A 24,091-nucleotide genomic window follows, 5' to 3' on the forward strand; every position below is an offset into this window, starting at 1 on the left:
AGACGCCGGAACACTCTCAGTCGACGACCCGTCGCCAGAACTTGAAGCCGACGATCTCGCCCTCGAGTCGATACGACCCGGTGACGAAGGCATCCAACTGCGGGAAATGATCCTTCTCGGGCGGGCACCAGTCCGAAATGCCGCAGGACGTCGGCGACTCGACGATGAGCGCCGGAGGTCGGGAGGCGATGTCGTTGAAATACTGCTGCGGGAGTTCGCCGTACCCCTGCTCCACGGGGAGGGAATACGTGATGGACGTCGGCGAGAGCCGGTCGGCTGCAGCAAGGATCCACGTCTCCGCGCCGTGGACGAGCACGCGGTCATCGGGTGACGTCTCAGCGATCACCCGATCGATGATCTGCCGTTGGTACGACCCCGCTACGAAGGCGCCCGCATCGGAGCGGAACCAGAGTCCATAGGCGGTCGCGGCGACCGAGCTCGAGAGCGCCAGGGCGATCACAGCCGTGATCGACGCGGCCACCGGGAGAGCGCGTCGGGTGAAGACCCGGGCCACCGCCCCCGGCGGTACCGAGGGCACCAGTTGCGACGCCACCACGACCAACGAGACGGCGAAACCGGCGATCGCCACGATGAGATAGTGCGGGTACGGACGACCGGAGACCATCTGCGAGAGGGCGTCGATCCCCCCCACCCCGATGAACACCGCCGCGATCATGCTCGCGCGCGCCGGCGCGGCATCCTGTCGGTGCCGATGAATCGCCCCGGCGACGAGGGTGAGACACAGCACGGCCACCACGGCGCTGGACACCAGGATCTGCGCGAGCGTCGTGAACGCGGCGAGGCGTTCGCTCACGGGGGCGCCGCCCGAATAGAAGAGGTTGTACCGGAGATACTGATCGGCCGCTGCGCGCAGCGCGTTACCGCTCCACAGCCACAGGACGAGCGCTCCACCGATCAGCAGCACGACGGCCGAGACCACGACGGCGAAGATCATGCGGCGACGGCTCACGATGACGATGAGCACAGCGAGGGCCAGAAGGCCCAGGACGTTGTTCATACGAGTGAACAGACCGACCGCCAGGGCCAGACCCACCACCGCCCCGACGAGGGAAGCGAGCCGCGCCGACGGTTCCTTTCCGACGCGCAGAGCCGCCTCTGCCACGACGGAGTAGGCCACGATCTGCGCGGGGAACAACCACGTCTCGGTGAAGTTACCGCCCTCGAAAACGGCGAGGTAGCTCACTCCTGTGAGAACGATCGCGGGCACCGCCCACAGACCCAGCCGGCGAGACCAGAGCACACCCGCCACGGCGAGCCCGACGGCGAGAGCGAGACCCTCCAGGAGGGGCGCGCCCACGATGCCGCCCCCGACCCGCCACGCCACGGCTTCGATCGCAGCCAGCAGCGGGCCCTTGTGGTCCCATGAATCGACATAGGGCATGCCGCCTCGGGCCGTCACCATGCCTGTGTAAAGGAAAACCCCGGAGTCGCGACCGAGGTTTCCCGAGACGACCATCGGCACCGTGGCGAGGAGGGACACGAAGACGGCCGTCGCCATCGCGGCGAGCGCCGCGGGGGCTCGCAGGGCTCTCATCGTCGCGCCTCTTCCAGGGTGATGACGTGTCGATCGCGCCAGCGCGCCAGCACGCGGCGGTCGCGTTCGTGCACGGCGAGGACGATGAGCGCAGCGACGCCAACGCCGATCCACCCGCCGAGTGAGTTGGCGACGACGTCGTTGAGGGTCGCGAAGCGCGCCGGGAGGAAGAGGAGCTGGGCACCCTCCAGGCTGAGCGAGACGAGCGGGACGAGCGGGAGCGCCAGCCAGAGCACGCGCGTCGGGAACACGAGGGAGAGGAAGAACCCGAGAGGGATGAACATCAGCACGTTGGCCGTGGCTTCGAACCACCGATAGCCGTACCAGCTGGGGACGCCGTTGCGGTGCAGCACGGCCAGGAGACGCTGGATCGCACTCTCGTAGCCCTGGTCGATCGGTGTCGGCCAGAGCGTCGCCATCAGGACGACAGTGAGACAGATACCGAGGCCCGCGGCCGCGACGAGCAGTCGCACGTCAGCCGCGCGCGGGGGCGGTCCCGGCGGCGCGCGTGCGGGCCCCCCGGCCCACCGTCACGATGTCGACGCGCCAGAGCTCGAGGAGTGCTCGAGCCGCGAAGCGGATGAGTCGCCTGGGCGGAAGCACCTGCCGCGATCGTCCCTCACCCCACATCGTGCCCTGCGCGGCCAGCGCGCGGCGGGGGATGCTCTCCACGGCGACGTAACGCATGCGCAGTCCGGAGCGCGCCTCCGCGATGGAGAAGTGCACGTGCGGAACGAGGGCGTCGGCGGGAACCCCGTCGACGAGGACGCGGAGAGTGTCCGGACGGTAGGCGCGCAACGGAGTGTTCACGTCGGGTACCGATCGACCGCACAGCACGAGCACCGCGAGGCGGACGAGACCGCTCAGCCCGCGGCGGAACCACGGGTCGGTGCGCCCTCGACGGACGCCGTGGACGACATCCGCGTCCACGTCATCGAGGGCGAGAGCGACCCGCGCGATGTCGTCGCCGTAGAACTGCCCGTCGCCGTCCACATGGACGACGATCGGGGAACCCTCACGAAGTCCCTCCGCATATGCCGCGAGCGCGGTGGGCCCGTGCCCGCGGTTGCGCGGCGCCCGCACGACTTCCGCGAGACCGTCAGCCGCTGCCGCCGTCTGATCGGTGGATGCGTCGTCGAGGACCACGATCGACACCGGAATGTCGACGGCATCGAACGAGGCGCGGATTTCGGCGAGAAAAGAGGGAAGAGCCTCGGCCTCGTTGTAGGCCGGTATCACGACGACGACCCGGTCTCTCTCCCGCACCTTGGATTCTCCGCTCTCTCCCGAGCACAATTCGCCCGGTGCATCCCCCGAACATGTAGCGTATGACACTCGTGGGGCGCAGCCGGAATCTTCGTCGTGCCGGCGCACTGTCGGCACGGTTCCTCATCGTCGGTGCGATCAGCACCGCGATCGAGGTGGCGGCGTTCAATCTGCTGCTCCTCGCGGGGTTCGGTCCCGTCGCCGCGAAGGTCATCGCGTCACTGATCGCCCTGGTCAACGCGTACGTCGGAAACCGCCAGTGGGCGTTCCGTTCTCGGTCCCGCGCCGGCGCGGGTCGTCAGATGGTGCGGTTCCTCATCGTCAACGCCGTGTGCACGGCGATCGGCGCCGGATCGGTATGGCTCGGCGTCCAGGCGCTGAACGCGTTGTTCGGCGACGCGGGCCCCGCGGGCCTCAACATCGTGAATCTGGCGTCCATCGCCGCCGTCACGGTGATCCGGTTCTTCCTCTACCACTACGTGGTGTTCCCTCGGGAGGCGACGATGCCGGGGCCGGATGAGGGGTCGGGTAGGCTCGCCCCGTGAAAACGGCCCCCCGCGTCCTCGGCACCCTGTCCCTGCTCGCGGCTCTGGGAGCGGTCGGGGTCCAGGTACTGGTGGTCGGTCTGCTGTGGGGCGCGTTCCTCCAGCCCCTCCCTCTGTCCAGCACCCTGACGCTGGGGGTGGGCGGCGCTGTGCTCGGCTTTGCGCTCGCTGTCGTCGGTGCCATCGTGCGCCGCGGCGTCGGCCCGCTGCTGGCGATCGCGGGCCTGATGAACCTCGGCCTGCTGGCCGGGTACGCCTACCTCTTCAGCGTTCTCTGACCCTCGACGCGACGGGCATCGACGCGACGCTCCGGCCGGCTCAGCCGCACGACACCTCGGTGATGTGCGAGGGGACCGGGTTGACCATCGGGGTGTGCACCAGCGATACGTCGTCGCTGTTGTCGGGCGATCCCTCGAACGTCACGCTCAGCGAGTGGGTCGTCTGCGGGTCGTTCGTCGAGAACAGTCGGGCGACCGGACGACCGAGGTGTTCACCCGTGGTCACCGGCACGTCAACGCCGTCGAAGCTCGCCTTGACGAACGTCGCTCCGCTCGGCCCGTAGAACTGCATATCGGTTCCGATCGTGCCCTTGGGGAAGTGCTTGCCCCCGTCGACGTACCGCACGAGACCGTCCGAGGTGGCACGGTCGAGCGCGTTGGTGAACGTCACGGTCGTCGTGTACGTGGGGACGGCGGAGCAGCGGTTCACCGAGACATCGGCCGACATCCAGGTGTAATAGCTCAGCTTCGCCTCGGTGAGGTCGTTGATGAACACGCCGAGCGTCGTCTGCTCGTCACCATCGGTCGAGGGAAGCGGACCGAGAAGTCGCGAATCGGCGAAGGCGGCGCGCGTGGCGTCATCGAAGGAGTAGAAGTACACGCGGTGCTCGTCGACCGCCCGCACCAGCGCGGTCGCAAAGGACACCGGAGCGAAATCACCGGACGACACCGCGTCGAACACCTCGACGGCGGCCGAGGCGAAGAACGCGTCCTGATCGGCGTTGTCGGGGTAGCGGGCGTACACGTCGCTGAGCAGGATCCTCACGGCATCCGAGGACGTCAGCTGGTCCCCCGTCGCGAGGGTGATCGGACCGGTCGCATCGAGGAGGTACGACAGCGTCACGGGATCGATCGACATGACGCCATCGATGGGCGTGCCGAACGACTCCGCCCAGTACGCGCGGGCGAAGTCCGCGGACATCGCGAAGTCGGGGGTCGACGTGATGTCCTGCGAGTAGCGACCGATCTTGTCGTCGTAGAGCTTCACGACCTCGGGGTCGAGCGGCAGGATCGACTCTTTGCGCGTGTTCTTAAAGTCGCGGCTGGTGGCCTGCTGAGCGATCTCCATCTTGCCGTTCTCGACCTTGAGGAGGACCACGGATGCCGGGATGCCGCCGGTCCCTCGCGCTTCGGCGTTGTTCTGCACGAGGAGGAGGTAGTTCTTGGTCCCCTCCGCGCCCATCAGGGAAGGGAGGACGGGCATCAGCTCGACCGCACGGGACAGCGCGGGCTGGAGCCCTCGGACCGCGCCGGTCAGCTGGCCGAGGGGCCCCTGCAGAACGCCCGGTGTGTCGGCGACATCGACACCGCGGACGGCTCCCGCGGCACGATCCGCCGCGGAAGAAGCTTCCGTCAACGGACCGGAGAGCTGCTGGATCGCCGCCACGTCGAATGCGCCGTCCTTGGGGCGCAGAAGGGCAGGATCCACGTTCGCGAGCGCGGGGAGCGCACCCTGCGCCAGCTCATCGACGGCGACGGTCGACTCCCGCACCGCGTGAAGGGTCGGACCGACGAAGGGTGCCTGCTCCGCGACCTGCCACATCCACGTGTCGGCCGCGCCTCGGGCGCGCGACGCGTGCCCCTGGAGCTCGGTGATCGAGGAGGCCAACGCTGTGCGGTCGTCGCTCCCGAACTGGCTCTGCATCTTGGACACGAGCGGAACCGCCGCGCGCAGTTCCTTCTGAGCGACGAAACCGCCGACAGCGACGGACGCAGCGAGAGCGACGAGCACCACCGTCAGTGCTCCGAGGGCGAGCCAGGCGATCACCGCGGGGCGGAGTCGACGGGGCGTGGCAGTTCGCGACATCTCATTCCGTTCACGCCGCGAGTTGGCACCCGGCGTAGCGCGCGACAAAGTCCAGTCGCGCAGATGGGTATGCTACCTGAGTCGGGTGCAACGTCTGCTGGGCACATTCTGGTGCGCGGACCCCGTGCTGCGCTCGATCTTTCTGCCCCCCGAAAGACGAGGAGACGCGTGGGATCTCGACGTACGCCCTCCGTCGCCATCATCGGGACCCGCGGCTACCCGAGCTACTACGGCGGCTTCGAGACCGCCGTTCGCCGACTCGCCCCCTACCTCGTCGACCACGGGTGGGACGTCACCGTCTACGGGCGTCCGGACGCAACCGATCCGGCGGATCCCGAGCGCGACATCCGCGTGCAGACACGGGCGACGAAAGGCATCGACTCCCGCACGCTCAGCACCCTGTCGTACGGACTGACATCGACGATGGATGCCGCGCGCCGGCGCCCGGACGTCGCGCTGATCATGAACGTCGCAAACGGGTTCTGGTTGCCGCTGATGAAGGCCCGCGGCATCCCCACCGTCGTCAATGTGGACGGCCTGGAGTGGGAGCGCGAGAAGTGGAGCGCCCTGGGTAAGGCTGTCTTCCGCGCGGGAGCCCGGGTGACGGCTCGCCTTTCGACCGAGCGGATCGTCGATGCCCGCACGATCGGCGCGGCGTGGCAGACCCGCTTCGGCGTGAACGGCACGTTCATCCCCTACGGTGCCGACGTCCCGCCGCCCCTGCCGATCGAGCCCGGCCTCACGCATCGGGGCTACGCGCTGGCCGTCGCCCGATTCGTCCCCGAGAACACGGTGGGCCCATTCTTCGACGCGGCAGAACGCCTGGCAGCCGACCACGACGTGATCGTCGTCGGCTCCTCCGGATACGGCGGTGAACTCGACGAGCGTGCGCGCGCGCTGTCGCAGCGGCTTCCCCGCTTCCACTGGCTCGGACACGTGCACGACGATCACCGGCTGCACAGCCTTTGGCAGCACGCGGGAGCGTACTTCCACGGCCACAGCGTCGGCGGGACGAACCCCGCTCTCGTCCAGGCCATGGCGTGCGGGTCACCCATCGTCGCGCGAGACACCCCGCACAGCCGCGAGGTGCTCGGTACCGACGCCGGTGAGTTCACCGGGCCTCAGCCCGGGGCTATCGAGAACGCGTTGCGCACACTGCTTTCCAACCCTGCTCGCCAAGAGCAGTTGAGCGAAGCCGCCACGCGACGGGCGCGCGAGGCCTACTCGTGGGAGCGCGTCAACGCCGCGTACGAGGCGCTGCTGCGCGCACAGCTGCCGGACGCCACTCCCCTGACGACCACCACGGAATCACGAAGCGACCGGGAACGCTGAGACGACATGGGCATCGCCGCGAAGATCATCCACGAACAGCGCGAGCGTCTGCGCGAAGCCGGGAGTGACCGCTGGCGGATCGTGAGTGCCCAACTCGCGGCGAAGGTCGGCCCGATGGCCGTGCGCGGCGCGCTCCTCGCCCCGCGCCTCGGTTCCTCGCGAGGAGTCCCGCTCATCGGCCGCGGCGTGCGCGTGCGCAACCCGCACCTGGTTCACGCGGGGGCCGACCTGTTGGTCGAGGACTTCGCCGAGATCCAGGGGCTGAGCCGAGACGGCATCCGTTTCGGTGACGGAGTGTCGATCGGCACCGGGACGCTGATCCGTCCCAGCAGCTACTACTCTCGCGCGATCGGCGTCGGACTCACGATGGGCGACGGCAGCAGCCTCTCCCCCGGGTGCTACATCGGCTGCTCCGGTGGGGTGACCATCGGGGAGGAGACCATGCTCGGCCCCGGCGTGCGCGTGTTCGCCGAGGACCACGTCATGAGCGATCCCACTGCGGGTGTGAAGGAGCAGGGTGTCGAGTGGTCGCCGATCACGATCGGAGCGGGATGCTGGGTCGCGAGCGGCGTGACCATCACCTCGGGAGTGACGATCGGCGACGGCGCAGTCATCGCCGCGGGTGCCGTCGTGACCCGCGACGTCCCCGCCGGCGCGGTGTACGCCGGCATTCCGGCGCGCCCCATCGGCACGCGGAGCACCCCGTGACGCCACGACGTCGCCGCGGCATCGTCGTCCACCCCTCCGACGAGATGTACGGGGCTGATCGCGTACTGCTCGAGGTCGTGCGCACCGTGCCCGACGACCTCGATCTCGAGGTCTGGCTCCCCACCGACATCGACTACCCGGAGCGTCAACTCTCGCGCGCGCTCGCTGAGCGCGGCATCCGGGTCCGTCATCTCGCGTTGCCGATCATGCGACGGGCATACCTCACTCCTCGACGGCTGCCCGGTCTGGCCCTGCGTACGCTGGTCACGGCGGGCAAGATCATCGCGGCGCGCCCCGCCCTGGTGTACCTCAACACGGCCGCCGCCGCCCTCACGGCCCCGGCATCACGTCTGTCTGGGGCGCAGGTCGTCCTGCACCTGCACGAGCACATCGACGCGCGCTCTCGCGCCGTCGTGCCGTTCCTGCGATTCGCTCACCGCATCATCGCGGTCAGCGCCGCCGTGGCGGACGCGTTGCCGGCGGCGCTCCGCGGACGTACGCGCGTGGTGCACAACGGCTTCGAGGTTGCGCCCCCGGTGCCCCTTCCCCCGTTCGACGACGGCATCCGTCTCGTGATCGCCAGCCGCTGGAACGCCTGGAAGGGCCACCGGGTGCTGCTGGAAGCCTGGGACCGGACGCGACGCGACGATCTGCATCTGACGATCCTCGGGGACGCTCCCCTCAGCGGCGAGGCCGTGGATGTGCGGGAGATCGTCGCTCGCTCCCCTCGCCGCGCACAGCTCAATGTCGTCGGGCGCACCGATGACGTCCGCGGACATGTGGACCGCGCCCACGTCGTCGTCGTGCCCAGCGTGCTGCCCGACCCATTGCCCACGATCGCGATCGAGGCTCTCGGCGCCGGGCGCGCTGTCCTCGCGAGCGACGACGGCGGCTTGCCCGAGATCGTCGGCGATCAGCGCTTCCTGGTGGATCCCGGAGACGTCGATCAGTGGACCGACGCGCTCGAGAACCTGGACGCGGAGAAGCTCCGGGATGCCGCGGATGCCGCACGCCCACGCTTCGAGCGCCTCTTCGCGCGATCCGCCTTCGACCGACTCATCCACGACGAACTGTGGTCGGGGGTGACCGAACGGTGAGATTCCCACGGACCTCCGCCGACCCCGTCCTGAGCCCGCGCGTCCGCACCGTCACCTCGGTTCTCATCGTGGCGGTCGTCGTGAGTTCGTTCGTCGGACGCTACGACCTACCGATCGCGGGCTTCCGCGTCCGCATCGAGCAGGTCGTGCCTCTCGTGCTCGCCGCCTGGATGCTAGGACACCCGTTGCTGCGGGGAGCCTTCTTCCGCGCCGCGCGGCATCCTGTTCCGCTGGTCTATGCCGCCTTCGTGGCGTGGAACGTGGTGACCACCCTCGTGTTCTCCCCGAGCCTCGGCTGGAGCGCGTCGATCTTGATCTGGCTGATGATCGATCTGCTCCTGCTGATCTCACTGATGGCACTGGCCGAGGGGGCGAACCTGGCCGAGCGGCTCGGCCGTCTTTCCGTCGCCCCGTGGGCGCTGGTCGGGTTCACCGCGTTCGCCGTGGCCAACCTCACGCGCGGCCGGGTGTCTTTCGGTGCCGACTTCGACTACCTGTACGAGGTCTACGTTGCTCGCGCCACCGCGATCGAGGCGAACATCTACGCGTCGATCCTCGTCTTCTGGACCCTGCTCGCCGTCACCCGGCGCGGTCTCTCCCGCGTGGAGATCACGGCGATCGCCATCGCCGTGCCGCTGGGTCTCATCGCCTCGCAGACGCGAACAGCCGTCTTCAGCCTCCTTCTGGGACTCGCCGTCTTCGCCGCCTACGCTCTCCTCGTAGATCGCCGCCCCGCACGGGAACGCTGGAGACGGGTCCTTCCCGCCGCGATCGTCGCCTGCACGGTGGTCTTCTCCTACGGGATCCTCGCGGCCTCTGGGAGCACGGCGCCCGCGGATCGCACGCTCAGCGCGACCTCGTCCCCGTCGCCGGGAGCGACGCGCGAGCCAGACCCCAGCAATCCCGAGCAGCAGAACAAGATCGGCGACATCGACTTCGACGGCGGCACGATCGGGTTCCGCGTCACGGTGGCTGAGCTCGCGGCCGAAGACATGCACGGCGTCAACCTGTGGTTCGGCAACGGAACGAACACGTTCGGCCTCCGCCATGAGCAACCGGGCACGCCAGGGGTGAGCGGGCACATCATCATGCTCCCCATCCAGGTTCTCTACGACGGAGGCATTGTCGGGCTCGGATTGCTCGGGGCCTTCTTCGTGACCGTCTTCGCCTGCGTCCCCCGACGACGTCGGCCCGTGGCGGCCGGCCTGCTCGCGGCCTACGTGCTCTCGGCGACGCTCACGAGCATGTTCTGGTTCGCCGTGACCTGGATCCTCGTCGCCGTCCTCGTCCGACCCGAATCAGCATCTGAACGTGACCTCGGCGACGCCTGACCAACCTCGGCCGCACCGCGCCCGTAGCGTGGTGCTGCTGACCGCGGTATCGGCTCTCTCGGCGGTCTCCCCCCTTATCGCCCTGCCCCTCATCACCCGGGCGGCTGGCCCCACCGGCTTCGCCGAGATCGCGATCGGTCAAGCGCTGGGGACGCTGGCGGCCACCCTCATCACGTTCGGCTGGGCCGTCCGCGGGCCAGTCGAAGCTGCGCGCTCAACACACCCCGCCCGGGTCTTCCGCGCGAGCGTAGCGGTGCGCGGCGCGAACAGCGTCGTGGCCCTCCCCGCGGTCGCGGTGGTCGCGGCGATCGCGAGCCATTCCCCCGACCATGCTCTCGCCGTCGTGTCCGCGCTGGCCTTCGCCCTACAGGGTCTGTCACTGAGCTGGTATGCGGTCGGCGTCGGACGCCCGGCGCTCGCCTTGACCTTCGACGCCCTGCCACGCATCGTTCTCAACCTCTCGGGCGCGGCGCTCGCCCTCGCGGTCGGCGAGGCTCTGGTCTACCCCGTCGTGCTCCTGATCGGGACGCTCGCCGCGTTCCTCATCGCGACATGGGCCATCGGTTTTCGGGAGCGGTTCTCGGTGCGCGTCACCCTCTCGGACGCGGCCGCGTCGTATCGGGGCGGGTGGCGCACGGCGACGGCGGCGGCTCTCCTGACATTCTCCGAGACGGCGCCCCTCTCAACGCTCGGCGTCGCGGGCTCGCCCGCGGCGATCGCTTTCGCTCCCTTCGACCGCGTGCTCAAGTACGGCTACATCGGCGTCTACATGATCTCGTCGTCATTCCAGGGCTGGGTGTCGTCCGCCCACGGAGCGGCGGGTCTGCATCGCATGCGTCGTGCTGTCGGCATCCACGCAATCCTGGGACTCATCCTGGGAACGCTGTTCGCCACTGTCACCCCGTGGGCGACGCCCATCGTGCTGGGAGACGGATTCGCGATCGACCCGCTCACCGCTCTGTTCGGTGGAATCGCGCTCGCAGCGATGACCGTGGGCACGGCGTTGGGCGTATGCGTCGTCCTCCCGTCGGGGCGTGACCGTTCTTATCTGTTGGCGGTCGGAGTAGGCGCGTTCCTCGTCATACCCGCCGTGCTGACCGGCGCATCGCTCGCCGGCGTCGCGGGCGCGGCGGGAGCCGTGGCGGTCGTCCAGCTCGCCGTCCTCACCGCGCTCGGGCGGGCCGCATTCCCCACCCTCGGCGGACGCTGACGCCGACTAGGCGAGCACGAAGCCCGCCACGGACATCGCGATCCACACGGTCGTGAAGACGATGCCCAAGACGATCGCGCCCCACAGACGCCGTGACAGAGTGACGAAGATCCCGGCCGCGACCCCGAAGACGACGGGCAGCGCCACCGGCATCCCGCTGACGTCGCCGCGGAAGACGACCGGGATGATCGCGAACGCGACCGCAGCCACGACAGCGGCGATCGCCCGTGACCAGACGGCGGGAAGGCGCGGCTCGGTGACGCGCAGCGTCAGCGCGACGAGGAGTCCCGAGGCGAACACCGTCAGCATGCCGATCACGACGTAGGGCACGAACACGCCGAGAACGAGCCATCGCGGCGAAAGCGCGCCGAAAGCGGGCCACCCTCCCCCGCCGGCGAAGACCCCGGCGACGAAGGGCATGATTGCACCGAGGACGACCCCCCACAGCACGTCGAGACCGCGCAGGCTCAGGAAACCCTCGTGGCGGTACTTCGCGAGAAGCGCGATGCCCGTGATGCCCACGATCACAGATGCCACGGCACCGCCCAGGCTGCGCCCGGCGGCACCGTCGAACGCCACCGTCACGAGAAGACCCGCGACCAGCCCGACCACCAACGCCGTCGCCGCTACGGCCAGGGGGATCCACAAGCCCTTCCGCTGAGCAGGGTGATCGCCGTCCGATGTCCGTGACGCCGTCAGACGCGCGGGGGCCTCGGCGACGTCCACCGTCTGCGCGTCGCGGGCCTCTCGACGGGAGCGGCGGCTGGGCTCGGCGGGGGCGGTGTCCATCAGCCCAGTTTAGAGGGACCGATCATCCCGCCCGGGCTCCGCACCCCGCGCGACGGCATCCGGGAACGACGAAGGGCCGGGCCCGAAGGCCCGGCCCTTGCCGAGTGAAGTCTGGAGAGACTTACTTGATGATCTTCGTGACCGTGCCGGCGCCGACGGTGCGGCCACCCTCACGGATCGCGTAGCCGAGGCCCTCTTCCATGGCGATCGGCTGGATGAGCTCGACCGACATTTCGGTGGTGTCACCGGGCATGACCATCTCGGTGCCCTCGGGCAGCGTGATGACGCCGGTCACGTCCGTGGTACGGAAGTAGAACTGCGGGCGGTAGTTCGTGAAGAACGGGTTGTGGCGGCCGCCCTCTTCCTTGGACAGGATGTACGCCGTGCCCTCGAAGTTGGTGTGCGGGGTGACCGAACCGGGCTTCACGACGACCTGGCCGCGCTCGACGTCGTCACGCTTGGTGCCGCGGAGGAGCAGACCACAGTTCTCGCCGGCCCAGGCCTCGTCGAGCTGCTTGTGGAACATCTCGATACCCGTGACCGTGGTCTTCTGCGTCGGGCGGATGCCGACGATCTCGACCTCGGAGTTGATCGCGAGGGTACCGCGCTCGGCACGGCCCGTGACGACCGTGCCACGGCCGGTGATGGTGAAGACGTCCTCGATGGGCATGAGGAACGGCTTGTCCTTGTCGCGCACCGGGTCGGGGATCGACTCGTCAACGGCTTCCATGAGCTCGACGATCGAGTTGACCCACTGCTCGTCACCCTCGAGAGCCTTGAGGCCCGAGACGCGGACGACGGGGGCGTTGTCGCCGTCGAAGTCCTGCGACGACAGCAGCTCGCGAACCTCGAGCTCGACGAGCTCCAGGATCTCCTCGTCGTCGACCATGTCGCTCTTGTTCAGCGCGACGAGCAGGTACGGCACGCCGACCTGCTTGGCGAGCAGAACGTGCTCACGGGTCTGAGCCATCGGGCCGTCGGTGGCGGCGACCACGAGGATCGCGCCGTCCATCTGAGCGGCACCGGTGATCATGTTCTTGATGTAGTCGGCGTGGCCGGGCGCGTCGACGTGAGCGTAGTGACGCTTCGGGGTCTCGTACTCGACGTGCGAGATGTTGATGGTGATACCGCGCTGACGCTCTTCCGGCGCCGAGTCGATCGACGCGAAGTCACGCTGAACGTTGGTGGCCGACGGGAACTTGTCGGCGAGCACCTTCGAGATGGCAGCGGTGAGCGTGGTCTTGCCGTGGTCGACGTGACCGATCGTTCCGATGTTCACGTGCGGCTTGGTCCGCTCGAACTTGGCCTTAGCCACTGGGTCCTCCTCAGGACGTAGATGCGAAGTCTCGGGCGCTGGATTGCGACCGATTCTCCACGGGGATGGTTCTCAGGTTACTAGAGAGTCGGTATTGAGTTTGAGTGGATGCCGGGAACCCGAGCAGGAACCCGGGTTCACGGCATCCGGAGAGCGGTGTTACTCGCCCTTGTTCTTCTGGATGATCTCGTCAGCCACGGCCTTCGGGACGTCGGCGTAGCTGTCGAACTCCATCGAGTAGACGGCGCGGCCCGAGGTCTTCGAGCGCAGGTCACCGATGTAGCCGAACATCTCGGACAGCGGCACGTTGGCCCGGACGACCTTGACGCCGGCGGCGTCTTCCATCGACTGGATCTGGCCACGACGCGAGTTCAGGTCGCCGATGACGTCGCCCATGTACTCCTCGGGAGTACGCACCTCGACGGCCATGATCGGCTCGAGGATGGTGGGGTTCGCCTTGCGGACGGCCTCCTTGAAGCCCATCGAACCGGCGATCTTGAACGCCATTTCCGACGAGTCGACGTCGTGCGAAGCACCGTCGAGGAGGATCGCCTTGACACCCACCATGGGGTAGCCGGCGAGCACGCCGACGTTCATGGCGTCCTGGAAGCCCTGGTCGGTCGGCGAGATGTACTCGCGCGGGATACGACCACCGGTGACCTTGTTCTCGAACTCGTAGGTCTTGTCGGCCGTGACCTCGAGGGGCTCGATCGCGAACTGGATCTTCGCGAACTGACCCGAACCACCGGTCTGCTTCTTGTGCGTGTAGTCGTGACGCTCGACCGACTTGCGGATGGTCTCGCGGTACGCGACCTGCGGCTTGCCGACGTTGGCCTCGACCTTGAACTCGCGCTTCATGCGGTCGACCAGGATGTCGAGGTGGAGCTCGCCCATGCCCTTGATGACGGTCTGGCCGGTCTCGGAGTTCTGCTCGACGCGGAACGTCGGGTCTTCCTCCGCGAGCTTCTGGATGGCGACACCCAGCTTCTCCTGGTCGGCCTTGGTCTTGGGCTCGATGGCGACCTCGATGACCGGCTCCGGGAACGTCATCGACTCGAGGACGACCTGGTTGGCCGGGTCGCAGAGGGTGTCACCGGTGGTGGTGTCCTTCAGGCCGATGACCGCGTAGATGTGACCGGCGGTGACCGAGTCGACCGGCATCTCCTTGTTGGCGTGCATCTGGAAGATCTTCCCGATGCGCTCCTTCTTGCCCTTGGTCGCGTTGACGACCTGGGCGCCGGAGTCGAGGTGACCCGAGTAGACGCGGATGTAGGTGAGGCGACCGAAGAACGGGTGCGTCACGATCTTGAACGCGAGGGCCGCGAAGGGCTCCTCACGGTCGGCGTGACGCTCGATGACGATCTCTTCGTCCTTGGGGTCGTGCGCCTCGATGGCGGGCACGTCCAGGGGCGAGGGGAGGTAGTCGACGACCGCGTCGAGCATGGGCTGCACACCGCGGTTCTTGAACGCCGAACCGCAGAGCACGGGGTAGAGCTCCGAGTTGATCGTCATCTTGCGGATGGCGCCCTTGATCTCGGCGACCGTGAGCTCTTCACCGCCGAAGAACTTCTCGAGGAGGGTGTCGTCGGACTCGGCGACGGTCTCGAGGAGCTGCTGACGGTACTCGGCGGCCTTGTCGGCGAGGTCGGCCGGGATCTCCTGGATCTCGTACTTCGCGCCCATGGTCACGTCACCCTTGGCGTCGCCGGGCCACACGAGTGCGCGCATCTCGACGAGGTCGATGACGCCGACGAAGTCGTTCTCAGCACCGATGGGGAGCTGGATGACGAGGGGCTTGGCCTTCAGGCGGTTCACGATGGTGTCGACCGTGAAGTAGAAGTCGGCGCCCAGCTTGTCCATCTTGTTGACGAAGCAGATGCGGGGGACGTCGTACTTGTCGGCCTGACGCCACACGGTCTCGGACTGGGGCTCGACGCCCTCCTTGCCGTCGAAGACGGCGACGGCACCATCGAGGACGCGGAGCGACCGCTCGACCTCGACGGTGAAGTCGACGTGACCGGGGGTGTCGATGATGTTGATCTGGTTCTTGTCCCAGAAGCAGGTCACAGCAGCAGAGGTGATCGTGATGCCACGCTCCTGCTCCTGCTCCATCCAGTCGGTGGTCGCCGCACCATCGTGCGTCTCACCGATCTTGTGGTTGACGCCCGTGTAGAACAGGATGCGCTCGGTCGTCGTGGTCTTGCCGGCATCGATGTGGGCCATGATGCCGATGTTGCGGACCTTATGCAGGTCGGTGAGCACGTCTTGTGCCACGGGTGTCTTCCTTACCTGTTGGGAGGTTGATGCCGGGCCCATCGGAGGGTCCGCGACCGGGTTCGGTCACAGACCCTCCGCGGGTTTTACCAGCGGTAGTGCGCGAAGGCGCGGTTCGACTCGGCCATCTTGTGGGTGTCTTCGCGGCGCTTGACCGCGGCACCGAGGCCGTTCGAGGCGTCGAGGATCTCGTTCTGCAGACGCTCGGTCATCGTCTTCTCACGACGACCCTTCGCGTAGCTCACGAGCCAGCGCAGCGCGAGGGTGTTCGCGCGGTGCGGCTTGACCTCGACGGGAACCTGGTAGGTCGAGCCACCGACGCGGCGGCTCTTGACCTCGAGGGTGGGACGGACGTTGTCGAGCGCTTTCTTGAGCGTGGCGACGGCGTCCTGGCTGTTCTTCGCCTCGACGCCCTTGAGGGCGTCGTAGACGATCGACTCGGCGATGGACTTCTTGCCGTCGACGAGGATCTTGTTGACCAGCTGGGTGACGACAGGAGCGCCGTACACCGGGTCGTTGACGACGGGACGCTTCGGGGCGGGACCCTTACGAGGCATGGTTCTCAGCCCTTCTTCGCGCCGTAGCGGCTACGAGCCTGCTTACGGTTCTTGACAGCCTGGGTGTCGAGCGCACCGCGGACGATCTTGTAACGGACACCGGGGAGGTCCTTGACGCGACCGCCGCGGACGAGCACGAGCGAGTGCTCCTGCAGGTTGTGGCCCTCGCCGGGGATGTAGGCGGTGACCTCGGTGCCGTTGCGCAGCTTCACGCGGGCGACCTTGCGCATGGCCGAGTTCGGCTTCTTGGGGGTCGTGGTGTACACGCGGGTGCACACGCCGGCCTGCTGGGGGTTCGACTTCAGCGCGGGAGCCTTGGTCTTCGAGACCTTCGGCGAGCGGCCCTTGCGAACCAACTGCTGAATGGTTGGCACGTTCTCTCCTTGATTGGCTGGTCGGTTCCTCTCGGTTCCGCCCAGGTGCTGCACGGTGACAGCGGTCGTGTCTCCCCCGAAACCTCACGCATCTTGCGATTCGTGACGTGTCGGGCTCACGTGTGATCCACCGCGCGTCAGAATGATCAGACGCGGTTCGTGGTGGATATGCCGTGGGGGCGACCTGTTCGCAGGTCGATCCCTGAGATGGTGCGAGCGTTGATCCGCACGTCCTCCCGGAGGCATGACGCACGGCGCGCGTGAACGCACACCCGATCAATGATACGTGCTTGTCGGGGGTACGGGCAAACGTGCAGCGACCTCACGGGTGCGGGCGGCGTGTCTCGCCCACCCGTCCTCCGGTCAGCGGACCAGCAGGACGAACGCGGCGAGCGCCCCCGCGAGGACGACGACCGTGGTCCCCCCGATGATCAGCGGGCCGGCGACCCCCCGATGCGGCTTCTTCGGACGAACGGAAGCGGTGTCGAGAGCGGAGTCGGCTCTCGGCACGGGCTCGTTGCGGCGCACGCGGATCGCGTCGTCGCCGCGCGGGCCGTACGCCTCCCGGACCTCTGCGCCGGGGACGCGCGCTGTCCGAACGCGGGGCTCTTCTCGGGGCGGGACGTCGACGCCCGCGCCGAGATCCGGGAGTACGCCGCCCGCGCGGCGACGACCCGGAGCGGTGGCGGGAAGCGGCTCGGCGAGGCCGCTCGTGCGGCGCGCGGCCGTCGTCGTGTCGTCGAGGGTCGGCTCGGGTCCACCCTCGGGCCCGCGTGTGCGCGGCGTGCGGTCGGCGCTGACATCCTCCGCCCGTTCACGCGCTCGCGGGGAGCGGACCGTCTCGTCGTTCGGGCCACGACGCCCCGGAGCGGTGTCGTCGTCCGCGGCCCGCATGTCGGGCACGGTGCCGGCTCGGCGCGCGGGCTCCGCGGGCGCCGTGTCCCCCACCTCATCGGCTTCGGGGCCGTTCGTCGTGGCTCCACGACGCACCAGGACGGTGTGGTCCTGCGATTCCCGAGCGACGATCGCGGTGTCGTCCGCGACCGCCTCTTCGTTCGCGACCTCCGCACGCCGTGCGGTGCCGCGCCGAGCGATCAGCGTCTCGTCCTCGTTCACGGCGGGATCGGCGCCGTCGTCCGCTGTCGCCGGGGTGACCGAAGCGGGCCAGGGCCGCAGACGCCCCGCCCACAGGGTGACGTCCTCGGGATCGTCGGGCTTGTCGTAAGGACCGCTCACGCGTCCCTCCGGGACAGGCGCACCTCCGCGTCGCCGAGGAAGAAACGCTCACCGGCTTCGATCTCCTCACCCGGGGGCGCCTCGATCTCTGTGCCCATGAGGGTGGCGAACAGGACGCCGTTGGTGGAGTCCAGGTCGGTCACGAACCAGGTGTCGCCGCGGAGCTGGAGCCGCGCGTGCGTCTTGGAGACCGTCCGCGTCTCATCCGTGATCGCGATGAGCTGCGCGTCGGGGAATGCGCTGTCCGCCGCGGGCCGTCGACCCACGATGACCACGGAGGAGGTGAGCTCGACGGGATCGCCGCTGGGCGGGACGAGCGCCCACGGGATGCGACGACGTCGGGCCACCACGGTCCGGTCCAGCGCATCGAGGTCGTCGTCGCCGTCGAGGTCGGAAGCGAACTCCGGCTGCGTGTAGAGCGCGGCGACCGACGTGCGCGCCGATCGGGGGGCACCGGCATCCGGGGCACCCGAAACCGCCGACACCGCCTCGGAGAGTTCCGGGAACTCCTCGGGCTGGGGCGCGGGCGCGGGCGGATCCACCTCGGCGTCAGGGTCGACCGCGGGACGAGTGAGCGGCACCTCCGCGACCGGCGCGGGCGCGTCGGCGCGTCGCGGGGGCGTCCACGGCTCGGGCTCCGAGAGAACCTCGGCGCCGGAACCCGCGTCACGCCCGTCTTCGGCCTCCGTCGAGGGAGTGGTCGCGACGGGGAACCCGCGACCGCGCAGGGGAAGCCCCGGCGTCAGAGGAACCGTCGGCTGGAACCCGTTGTCCTCGGCATCCGAGATGGCGGGCGCCGCCTCGGCCGTGCTGCGGCGAGCGCCGGACTCCTCCGCGTCCGCGCGCAGAGCGTCGAGCACGTCGAACACGGACGTCGGGGGCGCGGCATCCGGAGTCCTGTCCTCGGAGCGGGGAGGACGGGCCTCCTGCGGCGGAGACGTGTCCCCGCTGCGGGACGGGGCCCAGTCGACCGACGAGGGCACCGCGTCGGCGAGCGAACCGGACGGGGCCGCGAACGGGAGGACGACGGGTTCCGAGGAGGGCTCCGCGTCCTGGGCGGCGGGCGGCTCCGGCGTCCATCCGCCGACGAGGGGCACGTACGGGCCGGCGAAGTCCTGCCCGCGGCGCACAGGCGCGGAGTTCTCGTCGATCGCGCGCGACCGGGAGGCATCGGGCCCCGCCCAGCGCGCGGAGCCGAAGCCCAGCACGCTCGCCCAGACGACCTGGAGCAGCACCCCGAGCACCGTCGTGCCGGCCCCGCGGTCGAAACCGACGCTGACGCGGTGCACCGCGACGATGAAGACGATGATGAAGGCGATCCCGCCGAACAGCGGAACCAGGTTCAGGAGGATGAGCCAGGGCGAGAAGCCGCCGAGCTTGAGAATCGTGGCGAGGTTGACGAACGGGATCCACGCCTTCCACGACCTCTCCCCCGTCTTGGCGAACAGGGCCGCCAGCGCGAGGGCGTACCAGACGTACACGATGACGAAGAGGACGGCGGTGGACAGCCCGAGGATGACTCCCGTGGAATCGTTCATGTCGTGTCGCGCCGCCGGCGGGCCGGGCGCTTCCCCCTCTCGTCGCGGTGCGGCGGCCGTCGGCGCGTGGGGCGCGGGGCGAGGAACCGCAGGAACGATCTCAACGATACGGCTGCGAGCAGCCGCCGCCATCCGCCGCGCTGACGCGTGAGGCTTCGGCGTTCGGTGTCGACGATGCGCCAGAAGGCCGCGGCCTCGTCGGCGGTGACCGTCCGGGACGAGAAGACGGCGCGATCGGCTTCGTCGGCGAGGCGCACGCCGCTCTCCGTTCCGAGCGCGGCCGCGAGTTCGCGACGCGTGGGCGAGCGCGGGAGATCGCGGCCGGAATCGACGCCGGCATCCACGTACTCCTCCCAGCCGCCGGCGATCGCGGCTCGGGGATCCGGATCGCGACGGCGCCCGCGTCGGCGGACCGCCTTGGCGATCACGATGGCAAGGAACGGCCCGAACAGCACCAGCACGACGAGGAGGGAGAATCCCGCGACGCGCAGGATCGGCCACAGCCAGGCGAGATCGAGGCCATCGGGGGCGCGATTCTCGTCGTTGAGGGTGTTGTCCTCCTGCACGGGAGCCGGCGGCACGACGTCGTCGACCGTATCGGGCCGCACCTCGGTGACGTTCTCCGGGTCGCGCTGTTCGGTGACCTCGAGGCTCGGGGACTGCTCGTGCTGCGGGGTCACGTCGATGGGAACCCACCGGCCGTCGGAACCCTGCACCTCGGTCCACGCGCTCAGATCATCGGCGCGGCATGCTCCGGCCTCGCACGTCGGAAGATCGGGGTCGGCGGAGGTGAGCCGCGCGCCGACCACGACGCGTGCCGGGAAACCCAGCTGGTGCGCGACGAGAGCCACGGCCACGGCGAACTGCTCGTCGTCGCCGACGGCGGCGACGTAATTTCCGGATGCCGCTGCCCGGGGATCGTCCTCTCGGTCGAGGAGGCGCTGGAACATCGTCTCGATGCGGGCCACGGAGTGCCCCGACGCGCTCGGCTGCACCTGGTAGCCGGCGAGGTCCGCGGCCCACTTCGGAGCGGCCGCGCCGGCGGCCGGTGCGAGCCCGTGGCTCAGATATCCCCGTTCGCGGAGCATCTGCACGAGGGCGGCCAGGGCGGCTCCGTCGTCGCCCCTCTTGTGCTCGTCGACCCAGCGGCGCAGGTTCTCCCCACCGGACACCCCTCCGGGGGCGCCGGGGGCGGAGAGCGTCGCGAGGTCGGGGGCCGTCGGCTCCGTCGCCGTCAGACGGTATCGATCGCCCGGCACGAGTCCGCCGTCGGCGATCTGCACACCCGCCTCGGCCTCGGCGCTGTAGTAGAAGCGATCGGCCAGTTGGTTCTGCCGGTCCCCCGCGAAGGCGGCCTGAACGAGGCTCCCCGCCGTCGGCATCCAGATCCCTCCGAGGTCGCCGATCTCGATCTCGGCGTCGACGGCTCGACCATCCGCCGCCGGCAACCGGGACGGGACGCGGACGTAGCGGCCCTCCCCCGTGCCCGAGGAGCGGAAGATCTCGCCGTCGTAGGAATCGAGGGTGGCCACGCGGATGCGATCCGGCAGTGCTCCGTCCCCGCTCACGCGGAACAGCACGTCATCGACTCGGGAGTCGGAGAACATCGCCCGGTACTCGGACAGCGGGCTGACCGCCTCCGCGATCTGGCGCTCCGGCCCCGCGGCCGACCTCAGGACGCGGCGATCGGCATCGGCGGCCGCCCACGGTACGACGGCGACGGTCGCCAGGGCGGCGACCAGGATCATGCCCGCTCCGGCGAGGGTGCGGCGGCGGTCGGTGCGGGAGCGCCGCACGGTCGGCGCGACGGCGGCGAGCGCGTGCGTGCGCCGGAGCGAGCGGATCCTCTCATCGCGGGCGCGCCAGGCCAGCCAGAGGACGGCGGAGAGCGGCGCGGCGAGACCCACCGCGGTCTCGACGGGGGCCGGGATCGACACGGGTCCCCACACGAGCGGAGCGCTGGGAGAGGTACGCCCGAAGAACAGGCCGAATCCCGCCATCAGCAGCCCGCTGACGACAGCGCCGGCCGACCGCCGATCGGCGCGCTGGGCGAGGGAGAGGGTGATGACGGTCCCGACGAGGAAGACCACGAGCGCGGGGACGAGCAGATTGCGGTACGCGCCCACCGGGAGATCCACCGTGACGAGGTCCTTCCACGCGACGAGCACCCCGGCCGAGGCCTCGCCGATCCCGCGCAGGATCTCGAGAGGCCCGCCGAGCCGCGACGGCACCGCCAGGGGTACCGCCAGCACGAGGAAAGCCAGGACGGTGGCGGCGGCGATGATCCAGCCGCCCCACCGGCGCCAGGTCACGAGCGCCACCACCAGGGCTGCGGTGACCGTCGACACCGCCACGAGCACGACGAACGACCACGACGCGTAGATGGGCCACGCGGCGACCGCCGCGAGCACCACCGTCACCGCCGTGTACAGCGCACCCGCCACCACGCGCCCGGGATGCCTCGCGTCCGTCACGACGTCGCTCCGCGCACGAGGAGGCCGGAGAGGTCGTCGAGCGTGCCGATGGTGAGCACCGTCAGCCCGGCGATGCTCTGCATGCGCGGGTGCGCACGCTCGTCGCACACGACGGCCGCCACGGCGGTGTCGACGGGGAAGGCGAGCGCGGCCTGGCGTACGCGCGCGAGGGGCACGCGGGAGCCGACGACGACGAACGCGATCGAGAGTCGTTCGTTGGACTCGGATGCCAGGCGGCAGATGTCCGAGACCGACATGGTGTTGTCGGAGCGCTCGAGGGCGCTGAACCCGTCGAGCATCTGCCGCGGGGTGACCGTCGGGATATGACGGATCGCGCGCAGCCGTCCCTTCACCACGCGCGGGATCTCGGAACCTGTGACGATGTCGATGTCCCGCGCGTCGCGAACGGCCCGCAGCCCGAGAGAGGCCGCGGCGGACACGGCGAGCTCGTACTCGTCGGCGTCGAGGTACTCCTGCGATGCGGCGCCGAGGACGACGGCCATACGGGAGCGGAGGGATTCCTCGTACTGACGCACCATGAGCCGGCCGGTCTTCGCCGTGGACTTCCAGTGCACCTGGCGCTGCGAGTCGCCGGGCGCGTACTCGCGGATCGCGTGGAACGACATGTCGGCGTCGACGAGGCGACGGCTCGCGTTCCCTTCGAGGTCGCGCACGAGACCGGCGCTCGTCGACGGCAGAGCCACCGTACGAGGGTGGACGAACAACTCGCTCTCGTCGTCGAAGGCGTGCTCGCGGCGCAGCAGCCCGACGGGATCGCTCCGCACGGTCGTGACGGGTCCGACCGTGACCACACCGCGCGGCAGGGGCGGGACCTCCAACGTCTCGGTGATGCTGTGCCCGGGGCGCAGCAACGGCACACCGAACTCGACGAGCCCCGCCCCCACGGGGATGTCGAGGCGCCCGGGGAGCGCGACGCGCGTGCTCTCGTTGCGGACGACGATCTCGCCCGTCACGCCGTGCCCGGCGACGACGCGCTCGCGCGCGAGCGTCAGATCGACCGCGTAGGCACGGGAGCCGAAGAGGAACGGCACGCTCATGAGGAGCAGCAGAAGAGCGGCGCTACCGGCCACGATCCATTCCACCCAGCCGAACACGAGGCCGAGGCCGAGGCCCGCGGTCGCGGCGATCGCCACGACGGCGCCCGCCGGACGAACGGTGCGCCCCGCCCACCGCGCCGCGGTGAGCACCGCTTCGCTCGTCGCACGCCACGCCTCGGCGGCGCGGACGACCGTGCGCACGAGGCGCCGGGCGCGCCGTGTCGATGTGGACGTGACCGAGGTCCGGGACCCGGTGCCGACGGTGCCGGCGGAGGTGCGTGTCAGCCGCGATTCGGTGACGCTCACGTCGGGCATGGCGGGGCTCCGGGCGGGAGGGGCGTCATCGCGCGCGTTCGCTCTCGCGCTGCGTCGGCGGGGCGACGTCGAGGAGCACCTGGCCGATGACCGCCTCGGCGGTGACGCCGTCGAACTCGGCCTCGGGGTGGAGGATGAGCCGGTGCGACAGCACCGCCACGGCGAGCGCCTTGACGTCGTCGGGGGTGGCGTAGGTCCGCCCCTGCGCGGCGGCGCGGGTACGCGTGGCCCGGGTGAGCGCGAGGGCGCCGCGGATGCTGACGCCGAGGCGGACTTCGTCGGCGGAGCGGGTGGCATCCACCAGTCGGGCGATGTAGTCGAGGACGAGCGCGTCGACGTAGACGGTGGCGGTGAGGTCGGCCATTCCGACGAGCGCCTGCGGCGTGATGATGGCGCGCAGGTCCCCGGTCGCGATGGCGGCGCCGCCGAGGATGCGCACCGTCGCCGCGTGGTCGGGGTAGCCGAGCGAGGTCCGCAGGAGGAAGCGGTCGAGCTGGGCCTCGGGGAGACGGTACGTGCCGGCCTGCTCCACGGGGTTCTGCGTCGCCAGGACGAGGAAGGGGACGCCCACCTCTCGCGAGACGCCGTCGATGGTGACGCGACCCTCTTCCATGACCTCGAGCAGCGCGGACTGGGTCTTCGGGCTCGCGCGGTTGATCTCGTCGGCCAGGACGATGTTGGCGAAGATCGGCCCGGCGTGGAACTCGAAGCGACCGGTCTTCTGGTCGTAGACGGTGATGCCCGTGATGTCGCCCGGAAGCAGGTCGGGGGTGAACTGGATGCGGGTGTTCGTCCCCTGGACCGACTGAGCGACGGCGCGGGCCAGCGAGGTCTTGCCCGTGCCCGGAACGTCTTCGAGCAGGACGTGCCCGTCGCTGAGCATCGCGGTGAGCACCAGCTCGACGACGTGCCGCTTGCCGAGCACGGCGCGCTCGACGTTGTCGGCGATCTGCGAGAACGTCTGCGCGAACCAGGTGGCCTGCTCCTGGGTGATCGTCATGTGGGTGGTCTCTTTCTGGTGGGGATGCCGGC

Annotated in this window: 21 protein-coding genes; 7 read left to right on the top strand and 14 right to left on the bottom strand. The window is 69.4% G+C overall.

Going from position 1 to position 24,091, the window contains the following annotated elements; translation table 11 throughout:
* Positions 1-16: 16 nt before the first annotated feature.
* Genes MTES_RS04605 through MTES_RS04615 form a run of 3 tightly spaced genes read right to left on the bottom strand, consistent with a single transcriptional unit; the run spans position 17 to position 2,821 of the window.
* Positions 17-1,555 carry a hypothetical protein gene (locus MTES_RS04605; protein WP_013584036.1) on the bottom strand — a complete coding sequence of 513 codons (1,539 nt, stop codon included), beginning with the start codon at positions 1,553-1,555 and terminating at the stop codon, positions 17-19.
* Positions 1,552-2,028 carry a VanZ family protein gene (locus MTES_RS04610; RefSeq protein WP_013584037.1) on the bottom strand — a complete coding sequence of 159 codons (477 nt, stop codon included), beginning with the start codon at positions 2,026-2,028 and terminating at the stop codon, positions 1,552-1,554. Before MTES_RS04610 ends, MTES_RS04605 begins: the two co-directional genes overlap by 4 nt.
* 1 nt (position 2,029) lies before the next feature.
* Positions 2,030-2,821 (bottom strand): glycosyltransferase family 2 protein, encoded by a 792-nt coding sequence (locus MTES_RS04615; RefSeq protein ID WP_013584038.1) that lies wholly within the window; start codon positions 2,819-2,821, stop codon positions 2,030-2,032.
* A gap of 62 nt (positions 2,822-2,883) precedes the next feature.
* On the opposite strand from MTES_RS04615, the gene MTES_RS18380 reads away from it, so the two are divergent.
* On the top strand, positions 2,884-3,366 hold the full coding sequence (locus MTES_RS18380; RefSeq protein ID WP_013584039.1) for a GtrA family protein: 483 nt from the start codon (positions 2,884-2,886) through the stop codon (positions 3,364-3,366).
* Entirely contained in the window at positions 3,363-3,644 is a 282-nt protein-coding gene (locus MTES_RS04625; protein WP_013584040.1) for a hypothetical protein, read from the top strand. The genes MTES_RS18380 and MTES_RS04625 overlap by 4 nt, the downstream gene beginning before the upstream one ends.
* Positions 3,645-3,684: 40 nt before the next feature.
* Here MTES_RS04625 and MTES_RS04630 read toward each other — a convergent pair whose 3' ends face one another.
* Positions 3,685-5,451, bottom strand: coding sequence for a DUF4012 domain-containing protein (locus MTES_RS04630; RefSeq protein WP_013584041.1), 1,767 nt, complete (start codon positions 5,449-5,451; stop codon positions 3,685-3,687).
* Positions 5,452-5,619: 168 nt separating this feature from the next.
* Between MTES_RS04630 and MTES_RS04635 the strand changes: the two genes are divergently transcribed.
* From MTES_RS04635 to MTES_RS04655, 5 genes are read left to right on the top strand one after another with little or no spacing between them, the layout of a single operon-like run.
* Positions 5,620-6,783: a glycosyltransferase gene (locus MTES_RS04635; protein ID WP_013584042.1), complete on the top strand. Its 1,164-nt coding sequence runs from the start codon at positions 5,620-5,622 to the stop codon at positions 6,781-6,783.
* A 6-nt stretch (positions 6,784-6,789) separates the two neighbouring features.
* Positions 6,790-7,491: an acyltransferase gene (locus MTES_RS04640; protein ID WP_013584043.1), complete on the top strand. Its 702-nt coding sequence runs from the start codon at positions 6,790-6,792 to the stop codon at positions 7,489-7,491.
* Positions 7,488-8,588 carry a glycosyltransferase family 4 protein gene (locus MTES_RS04645; protein ID WP_013584044.1) on the top strand — a complete coding sequence of 367 codons (1,101 nt, stop codon included), beginning with the start codon at positions 7,488-7,490 and terminating at the stop codon, positions 8,586-8,588. Before MTES_RS04640 ends, MTES_RS04645 begins: the two co-directional genes overlap by 4 nt.
* Positions 8,585-9,919 (top strand): membrane protein, encoded by a 1,335-nt coding sequence (locus tag MTES_RS04650; RefSeq protein WP_013584045.1) that lies wholly within the window; start codon positions 8,585-8,587, stop codon positions 9,917-9,919. The genes MTES_RS04645 and MTES_RS04650 overlap by 4 nt, the downstream gene beginning before the upstream one ends.
* Positions 9,900-11,129, top strand: a complete 1,230-nt coding sequence (locus tag MTES_RS04655) for a hypothetical protein (protein WP_148272806.1) — start codon at positions 9,900-9,902, stop codon at positions 11,127-11,129. The genes MTES_RS04650 and MTES_RS04655 overlap by 20 nt, the downstream gene beginning before the upstream one ends.
* Before the next feature lie 6 nt (positions 11,130-11,135).
* Here the strand turns inward: MTES_RS04655 and MTES_RS04660 are convergent, their stop codons facing one another.
* From MTES_RS04660 to MTES_RS04710, 10 genes are all read right to left on the bottom strand, one after another.
* The gene (locus MTES_RS04660) at positions 11,136-11,918 is read right to left on the bottom strand and encodes a hypothetical protein (RefSeq protein WP_013584047.1); all 783 of its coding nucleotides are present in this window, start codon (positions 11,916-11,918) and stop codon (positions 11,136-11,138) included.
* A gap of 121 nt (positions 11,919-12,039) precedes the next feature.
* Positions 12,040-13,233 carry an elongation factor Tu gene (gene tuf / locus MTES_RS04665; RefSeq protein WP_013584048.1) on the bottom strand — a complete coding sequence of 398 codons (1,194 nt, stop codon included), beginning with the start codon at positions 13,231-13,233 and terminating at the stop codon, positions 12,040-12,042.
* A gap of 159 nt (positions 13,234-13,392) precedes the next feature.
* The gene (gene fusA / locus MTES_RS04670; RefSeq protein WP_013584049.1) at positions 13,393-15,507 is read right to left on the bottom strand and encodes an elongation factor G; all 2,115 of its coding nucleotides are present in this window, start codon (positions 15,505-15,507) and stop codon (positions 13,393-13,395) included.
* 86 nt (positions 15,508-15,593) lie between these two features.
* Positions 15,594-16,064 (bottom strand): 30S ribosomal protein S7, encoded by a 471-nt coding sequence (gene rpsG, locus MTES_RS04675; protein ID WP_013584050.1) that lies wholly within the window; start codon positions 16,062-16,064, stop codon positions 15,594-15,596.
* A gap of 5 nt (positions 16,065-16,069) precedes the next feature.
* Entirely contained in the window at positions 16,070-16,438 is a 369-nt protein-coding gene (gene rpsL, locus MTES_RS04680) for a 30S ribosomal protein S12 (RefSeq protein ID WP_013584051.1), read from the bottom strand.
* A 363-nt stretch (positions 16,439-16,801) separates the two neighbouring features.
* Positions 16,802-17,674: a hypothetical protein gene (locus MTES_RS04685; protein ID WP_013584052.1), complete on the bottom strand. Its 873-nt coding sequence runs from the start codon at positions 17,672-17,674 to the stop codon at positions 16,802-16,804.
* Complete coding sequence (locus tag MTES_RS18385) at positions 17,671-19,212, bottom strand: DUF5684 domain-containing protein (protein WP_013584053.1); 1,542 nt, start codon at positions 19,210-19,212, stop codon at positions 17,671-17,673. Before MTES_RS18385 ends, MTES_RS04685 begins: the two co-directional genes overlap by 4 nt.
* The gene (locus MTES_RS04700) at positions 19,209-21,686 is read right to left on the bottom strand and encodes a transglutaminase domain-containing protein (protein ID WP_148272807.1); all 2,478 of its coding nucleotides are present in this window, start codon (positions 21,684-21,686) and stop codon (positions 19,209-19,211) included. Before MTES_RS04700 ends, MTES_RS18385 begins: the two co-directional genes overlap by 4 nt.
* A complete protein-coding gene (locus MTES_RS04705; protein ID WP_013584055.1) occupies positions 21,683-23,059 on the bottom strand; it encodes a DUF58 domain-containing protein in 1,377 nt (458 codons plus the stop codon). Before MTES_RS04705 ends, MTES_RS04700 begins: the two co-directional genes overlap by 4 nt.
* Positions 23,060-23,084: 25 nt before the next feature.
* Positions 23,085-24,059, bottom strand: a complete 975-nt coding sequence (locus tag MTES_RS04710; RefSeq protein WP_013584056.1) for an AAA family ATPase — start codon at positions 24,057-24,059, stop codon at positions 23,085-23,087.
* Between the last annotated feature and the right edge of the window lie 32 nt (positions 24,060-24,091).

It is taken from the genome of Microbacterium testaceum StLB037 (genome assembly GCF_000202635.1).
Classification (GTDB): Bacteria; Actinomycetota; Actinomycetes; order Actinomycetales; family Microbacteriaceae; genus Microbacterium; species Microbacterium testaceum_F.